Source organism: Bradyrhizobium sp. Leo170 (genome assembly GCF_004296405.1).
Classification (GTDB): Bacteria; Pseudomonadota; Alphaproteobacteria; order Rhizobiales; family Xanthobacteraceae; genus Bradyrhizobium.
In genome coordinates this window covers 1-507 of sequence record NZ_PSRR01000862.1, presented here as the reverse complement: position 1 = coordinate 507, position 507 = coordinate 1, and the positions used below count along the sequence as shown (strand labels likewise).

Annotated in this window: 1 protein-coding gene; it reads left to right on the top strand. The window is 63.9% G+C overall.

Going from position 1 to position 507, the window contains the following annotated elements; all coding sequences use genetic code 11:
• A partial coding sequence (locus CWO89_RS45125; RefSeq protein ID WP_130584480.1) for a Mu transposase domain-containing protein occupies positions 1 to 507 on the top strand: 507 nt, incomplete at both ends.

Sequence of the window (507 nt, the reverse complement as noted above, 5' to 3'; positions counted from 1 at the left end):
CGGCGCCCAAAAAGACAAGGCAAAGGTCGAAGTTGCGGTGCAAGTCGCCCAGCGATGGATTCTGGCGCGGCTGCGCAACCAACGCTTTTTTTCGTTAGCGGAGCTGAACGCAGCCATCAAAATACTCGCCGTCGAACTCAATGCCCGGCAGATGCGCGACTTTGGCGCCAGCCGCGCCGAACTGTTCGCCGAGCTCGACCAGCCCAAGCTCACAAAGCTGCCGGACCAGGCTTACGCTTTCGCACGCTGGAAGCGATGCCGGGTCGGCCCCGACTATCATATCGAGATCGATGGACACTGGTATTCCGCGCCGTATCGGCTCATCCGTAAGCTCGTCGATGCGCGCATCGACGACAGGACGGTCGAGATCTTCCACAACGGCCGCAGGATCGCCAGCCACGCCCGCGCCCCTAACCGGCGGGGCCACACCACCATCGCCGACCATATGCCCAGCGCCCATCGGCGCTACGGCCAATGGACGCCCGCCGGAGTGATCGCCGCCGGCGA